General features: G+C 64.2%; 9 protein-coding genes. 5 read left to right on the top strand and 4 right to left on the bottom strand.

The window, feature by feature from the left end; genetic code table 11:
* Nucleotides 1–976: BTAD domain-containing putative transcriptional regulator (locus EN781_RS22995; RefSeq protein WP_281034390.1), on the bottom strand; the 976-nt coding region annotated here is incomplete at its 3' end.
* A 224-nt stretch (nt 977–1,200) separates the two neighbouring features.
* Between EN781_RS22995 and EN781_RS22990 the strand changes: the two genes are divergently transcribed.
* Complete coding sequence (locus EN781_RS22990) at nt 1,201–1,437, top strand: hypothetical protein (RefSeq protein WP_126058646.1); 237 nt, start codon at nt 1,201–1,203, stop codon at nt 1,435–1,437.
* 42 nt (nt 1,438–1,479) lie between these two features.
* Here EN781_RS22990 and EN781_RS22985 read toward each other — a convergent pair whose 3' ends face one another.
* From EN781_RS22985 to EN781_RS22975, 3 genes are all read right to left on the bottom strand, one after another.
* Complete coding sequence (locus EN781_RS22985; RefSeq protein WP_126058647.1) at nt 1,480–1,860, bottom strand: YciI family protein; 381 nt, start codon at nt 1,858–1,860, stop codon at nt 1,480–1,482.
* Between the two features lie 96 nt (nt 1,861–1,956).
* Nucleotides 1,957–3,366, bottom strand: coding sequence for an ATP-binding protein (locus EN781_RS22980; RefSeq protein WP_126058648.1), 1,410 nt, complete (start codon nt 3,364–3,366; stop codon nt 1,957–1,959).
* The gene (locus EN781_RS22975; RefSeq protein ID WP_126058649.1) at nt 3,363–4,079 is read right to left on the bottom strand and encodes a response regulator transcription factor; all 717 of its coding nucleotides are present in this window, start codon (nt 4,077–4,079) and stop codon (nt 3,363–3,365) included. The genes EN781_RS22980 and EN781_RS22975 overlap by 4 nt, the downstream gene beginning before the upstream one ends.
* Before the next feature lie 239 nt (nt 4,080–4,318).
* On the opposite strand from EN781_RS22975, the gene EN781_RS22970 reads away from it, so the two are divergent.
* From EN781_RS22970 to clpS, 4 genes are all read left to right on the top strand, one after another.
* Entirely contained in the window at nt 4,319–4,621 is a 303-nt protein-coding gene (locus EN781_RS22970) for a hypothetical protein (RefSeq protein WP_126058650.1), read from the top strand.
* A 40-nt stretch (nt 4,622–4,661) separates the two neighbouring features.
* A complete protein-coding gene (locus EN781_RS22965; protein WP_126058651.1) occupies nt 4,662–4,904 on the top strand; it encodes a hypothetical protein in 243 nt (80 codons plus the stop codon).
* 178 nt (nt 4,905–5,082) lie between these two features.
* On the top strand, nt 5,083–5,397 hold the full coding sequence (locus tag EN781_RS22960; RefSeq protein ID WP_126058652.1) for a hypothetical protein: 315 nt from the start codon (nt 5,083–5,085) through the stop codon (nt 5,395–5,397).
* A 115-nt stretch (nt 5,398–5,512) separates the two neighbouring features.
* On the top strand, nt 5,513–5,818 hold the full coding sequence (gene clpS / locus EN781_RS22955) for an ATP-dependent Clp protease adapter ClpS (protein WP_126058653.1): 306 nt from the start codon (nt 5,513–5,515) through the stop codon (nt 5,816–5,818).
* Nucleotides 5,819–6,095 lie beyond the last annotated feature (277 nt).

The following is a 6,095-nucleotide window of genomic DNA, read 5'->3' as shown; positions in this document are numbered from 1 at the left end:
CCAGCACGTAGCGCACACCGAGTTCCCGCGCTACGCGCGTGACGTCGACCGCGTGACCCTTGTAGGCGAAGGCGGAATTCCGCGCGATCACGAACAGCCAGCTCACATGCGATAGCGCGGTCGTGATCTCCTCAACCACGCCGTCGGTGAAATAATCCTGCTCGGCGTCGCCGCTCATGTTCTGGAACGGGAGGACCGCGATCGACGGCTTTTCCGGCATGGAAACGGTAGGGCGCAGCGGCTCCGCCTTCGCTTCCGGGCGGGTAGGCAGGCCGCCTTCGGCTATGGGTTCCTTCAGATGCTCCGGCGGCGCTTCGATGCGTTCGACGAGCGCCCGCGTTGCCTCTTCGGGCTCGACGCTGAGCTCGCGCTTCAACGCTTCCTTGCAGGCCAGGAACTGGCGGAAGGCGTCATTGGTCCTGCCACGGCGGCGGAAGATGCGGATCAGGGCGCGGTGGGCCTGCTCGGCGCATGGGTCGAGACTCACCAGCCTTTCGGCAAGGCTTTCACAGGCCTGTTCCTGGCGCGAACCCAGTTCCGGCAAGAGGCTCAGCCGCTCGGCCAGGTCCAGCGCCTTGCGGGTGTAGTTCGCCCGAAACGGCGCAAGCCATTCGTCGATCTCATGCGGCAATGACACCCCGTCGAGCAGGTCGCCCCGGTAGAAGTCGGCCGCAGTCGCGAGACTTTCACCGTCATCGGCCTGGATCTTCTGGTCAAAAATCCAGATGTCGGCTTCATCGGCATTCGCCGCCAGCCAGATGGTGTCGGCATTGCCTTCCAGGCGAATGGCCTCGTCGCCGGTGGACGGAAACAGCCGCCTGATGTCGACCAGGGCCTGGCGCAGGCTATTTCGCGCCTGCTGCTCGCCGCTGCCGGCCCACAGCATCGCCGCCACCCTCTCGCGGCGAAGGCCTTTGGGGCCAGCCAAAACGAGCGCGGCAAACAGCAGCGACGTCTTGCGCGTCGCGAAATGCAAAGGTTGCCCTCCTGCAGAAGCAACCTCGATGTCGCCAAGCAATCGGATGTGCACCCCGACCCCCGAGAAACAGCCTCGGATAGAATATCACGTCCCGCCGTCGACTTAACGACGATTTAGCGCTTCCATCCGTGGTTTTTCCTGCGGTTTCACGCCTGCATGAACATTAGCAAAGCGCGCCGGCGGGACATTGCCCTCGTGAGTTCGAACGAGGGAGAATTACAATGACCTACATCAGCCTCAGGACCATCCAGCCGACCTCCCGTTTTGCCGGCAAGCTCGCTGCCCGTGTCGCGACTGTCTTCGCCGGGCTTCGGCGCCGGTATCAGGATTCGATGCAACGCAGGGCTTTGGCCGGTCTCTCGATGTCTGAACTGAAGGACTTCGGCTATCCGGCCGATGAAGCTCCCGCTGATGTCGTGGCCCGCGGCCGCATCGCCGGGTGCAGTCCGCTGCGGTGACCCTTGCCCAGGCGCACTTCTGGATTGCCTTGCAGGCTCTTCTCATCCCGCGCTGCCGGGAAGCGGCGCGCCAGGCAGATAAAGCATGACCGGCCGGATCTCGTAGACAGCGGTGGGATTGACGCGCTTGAGGTCGCGCGCCGTGGCAATCGCCTCGTCCTGGCTGGTGCAATCGAGCACGTAAAGCCCCAGCAATTGTTCCTTTGTCTCGGCAAAGGGACCGTCGATCACCATGCCGTCACCCGGACCGCGCAGCGTGACGGCGTCGGCGGTCGCGCCCAGCCTTGCCGCTGGGCCAAGCTTGCCCTCGCGCGTCAGCCTGTCGTTGATCTCGAGCAGGTTGTCCATCAGCGCCGCATCCTCTTCGGGCGTCCAGGACTGGACGGTTTGTTCGACGTGGTAGGCCAGGATGGCGTAGAACATGGGTGTGGTTTTCCTCATGCTGGAGCGGGCCGCACTATCACAAGGATGGCGTGAGTGATCCAGTCCCGCCGCCGATCTGGCCGCCCACTTCCTGACTCAACCTGCCAGCGGCAGTCGCAACTGTGTCAGCAGGCCGCCTTCGGGATTGTTGGAGAGGCTGATTTCGCCACCGGCGGCGCGCGCGATGTTGCGGGCAATGGTCAGGCCAAGGCCAAGGCCGCCGGTCTGGCGGTTGCGCGACTGCTCGATGCGGACAAATGAGCCGAACACCGCGTCGAGCTGGGCCTGCGGGATGCCTGGCCCTTCGTCGCGGATGGCGAGCGTGACCGTGTGCTCTGACCGCTCCAGGCTGAGATGCGCCTTCTTGCCATAGATCACGGCGTTCTGGACCAGGTTGGTGACGCAACGTTTCAGCGCCACCGGCCGGGCGACACAGATCAGGCCCCGTGGCCGATTGCCGTCATTGTCGAACGAAACCTCCTCGAAACCGTCGGCGATCGATTCCACCAGTGACCAGAAATCGATGCGTTCGGCCTTTTCCTCGGTCACTTCGAACTTGGCGAAGTCGATGACCGAGCTTGCTATGCTCTCGATGTCGGCAAGGTCGTGGGCGAGCGCTTCGCGCGCCGGCGATTTGCGCAGCAGTTCGAGGCGCAGCCGCATCCTGGTCAACGGCGTGCGCAGATCGTGAGCGAGGGCCGCCGCAAGATGCTCGCGGTCCTCGACATAGTCGCGCAGCCTGCCCTGCATGGCGTTGACCGCCTTGGCGGCGGCGCGGATCTCGCGACTGCCGGTTTCGGAGATCGGTGGGCTCTTCAGGTCGTTTCCGATACGGTTCACCGCCGTTTCCATCATCCGGTAGGGCGCGGTCAGCCGGCGCAGCGACCAGATCGACATCGCGACCACCAGCCCGGCAATCAGCGAATAGAGTGGCAGGCTGTCGAAGCTGAGGATCGGCCCGACCGGGGTGTTCGGTTCGGTGAAGTTCAGCCACTGGCCGTCGGCGAAGCGCAGCGACGCCGTCAGCTTGTCGCTCTGGGCAAAGTCCGCCGCCAGCACCAGAAGGTCGCGCTCGACCTGGCCGACGTCCTTGTTGGGAACCGTGCCGCCGGGGGCGTCGGCCTCGCGCGACGCTGGATCGCGCCGGACGCGCGCGTCGGTGATGCCGAATTTCGACAGGCGGCCAACGAGGATGTCCTCCAGCTCGGCGAGCTCGTCGTCGCCGGCGATCGAGGAGGTGACTGCGGGCGTATCCGAAACAGTGAGCGCATAGGTGGCGTTGAACAGGCCCGACGCGGTCGCCTTGCGTTCCTCGGGCGTGGCATCATGCATCAGCTGCACCAGCGAGAAGGCGCGGTCGTTCAGCCGGTAGAGATCGACCACGTCATTGGCGGCGGCGCGGTCGCGCGAGACGATGTAGAGCGTCGCGACCTGGCTGATCAGCAGGCCGGCAATGACGATGAGCAGCACCCAGACAGGCAATGTCTGCGGCAGGAAGCGTCTCATTCGGTGGTCGTCTCGGGCAAGAACTGATAGCCGCCGCTGCGCACGGTAAGGATCAGTTTCGGCGTCTTCGGATCGTCCTCCATCTTGCGCCGCAGCCGGCTGACCAGGATGTCGACGCTGCGGTCGAAACTGTAGCCGGTGTCGCCGCCCGACAGCTCGATCAGTTGGTCGCGGGTCAGCACGCGCTGCGCGCTCTTGACGAAGGTCTGCAGGAGGTTGAATTCGGCCATGGTCAGCTCGACCCTGACGTCGCCGGGCGCCGTCAGCCGTCGGCGCGAGCAGTCCATCGTCCAGCCGGCGAAATGAAAGATCTGCTTGGCGGCCGGCCGGCGCGGCTCGGCGGCGCCGTTGCGCCTTAGCACCGCGCGGATGCGGGCGAGCAGCTCGCGCGGATCGAACGGCTTCGGCACATAGTCGTCGGCGCCCATCTCAAGCCCGACGACCCGGTCGGTCGTCTCGGTGACGGCCGTCAGCATGATGATCGGCGTCGTGTAGTTGGCGCGGAGCTCGCGGCAGAGCTCGAGCCCGCTTTTTCCAGGCAGCATCACGTCGAGGACAATGAGGTCGACCTGCGCGCGGCGAAGGATCGCCTCCATCTCAGTGCCGTCGGCGGCGACCGTGGTATGCAGGCCGCGCTTCTGGAAGAACTCCTGAAGCAGGTCGCGTATGCCCTTGTCGTCGTCGACGATCAGTATGTGTGCGTCGGATTTCACGGGATCCCTGTCATTCTGGTGGCCTGGCGGTCATTTCCGATATCACCCACACGATAGAATTCCGGCCATATCTTGGCCAGTGGCGACGATGCTTCGCGAGGCTGGATTCACCAGAAACAATCCAGAAACAAAATTCTACAGTCCGGAAAAACTCCTGAAAAATTTCAAGGGCATAACCGATGTCGTGGCGGTCAGATCACCGGCTGCGACGCTAGTCTCGGGAGTAACGGACAAGACCGATGCAGAGGTTCACGATCAGCTTGATGGGTGCGTTGCTTAGCATTTCGCTCGTCACGGCAGCGGTCGCGGCCTCCAATGCAAAGGTGACGCCGATCACCCGGGCCGAGCGGTGCAGCGATCTAAGCCGTCAAGTTGACGAAGCCCTCGAAACCCATGCCGCGGCAACGCAGGTCACCGCGGCGAAGGCACTTCAGAGAAAGGGAAACCGGTTCTGCGCCAACAAGAAGCAGGCGCAGGGAATCCGGATGCTCGCGAACGCTTTGAAGCTGCTTGGAGTGACACCGATCGACCCGGTTCAGTGACGCTCGAATTCCGACCCGCATGAAAAAAGGAAGTGAAGCCATGAAAAAGTCCCTCCTCTCCGCCCTCGGCCTCGGTGTTGCTCTGGCCTTCTCGATGCCGGCTCTCGGCAATGCCGCCGCGACCACGACCGCTGCTCCGGCTGCTACGACGACCGCTCCGGCGACCGCCGCGCCGGCCAAGGCCGCTCCGACGAAGGTTGCCGCCAAGAAGGTCTGCAAGGTGACCAAGACGCACAAGTGCCCGGTCAAGAAGGCCAACAAGGCTCCGGCGAAGAAGTCCTGATCCGCAAGCCTGCTCTTGCATCAAGGCCGCTCCAGCCGATATCCGGCTGGAGCGGCCTTGGCTCGACTGGCGCCGCCGAGCCGGCATCAGGATCGCACCCGGTCCGGCGCGCTGAAACTGGTCCCACAAACGGCGATCCTTAACCTGGTCGCAATGCCGACCCCGTAGGACAATCCGCATGAAGAAGCGGCTTTCGTCCATTATGCGTTCAATTGCGCTTGGCGGCCTGGTCGTTACCGGCCTGGCAAGGATGCTGATCCTGTTCACCGCGAGCCCGGTGCCGGACCCGGCCAGCGGGCGGACCGAGCCTTCGTTGTTCGCGCCCGAGATTTCCACCAACTGGGACTACATCACGCCGATGCAGACCTGGCTGCTGATCGTGCTGACGGCCACGACCCTGATTGCGTTCGCAGCCTGGGCGGTCGCCGCGTTCATGGAACGCCGGGCGGACGGCCCGTCCGCCGGCCGCATCGCCGGCCGCCACGGCCGTTGAACGGCGCACGATAGCTCCCACATAGATTCGTGAATGGCCGCGCCGTCGCCGGAAATGGACGGTCGCGCGCTCGCATGACAAAGTAAGAGCCTTGCTCGCAGTTGCCGGGTTTCCGATGCCAGAAACCGTCACCAAGCCACGCACCAGAACGAAGCCGCAGACCGAGCGGCCGAAACTCTACAAGGTCATCCTGATCAACGACGACTTCACGCCGCGCGAATTCGTGGTGACGGTGCTGAAGGCCGAGTTCAGGCTGAGCGAGGACCAGGCGCAACAGGTGATGATCACCGCGCACCGGCGCGGCGTCTGCGTCGTCGCCGTCTTCACCAAGGATGTCGCAGAAACCAAGGCGACGCGAGCGACGGACGCCGGCAAGGCGAAGGGCTATCCGCTGCTGTTTACGACGGAGCCGGAGGAGTAGGGCCTCTCCCTCGCCCCGTTTACGGGGAGAGGGAAAGCGAGGCCGGCTTGCCGGCTGAGCAGGGTGAGGGGTAGGGCAAGCGCCGAGTTCTGATCGCAAGCATCGGCGCTGCCCCTCATCCGCCTTCGGGCACCTTTGTAACTTGTCCCTTGCCGACTCTGCTATTGCAGCAGGTGCGGTGGCGGACGAGAGACCGGAGCATCTTTGGGCCTTGAAGCCCGTGGGAGAGCGAGGGTCTTCGTCCGCCGTTCCATCGACCCCGAACAGTCGCCTGGGC

It is taken from the genome of Mesorhizobium sp. M4A.F.Ca.ET.090.04.2.1, assembly GCF_003999085.1.
Classification (GTDB): Bacteria; Pseudomonadota; Alphaproteobacteria; order Rhizobiales; family Rhizobiaceae; genus Mesorhizobium.
This window is presented reverse-complemented; position numbering and strand designations above follow the sequence as displayed.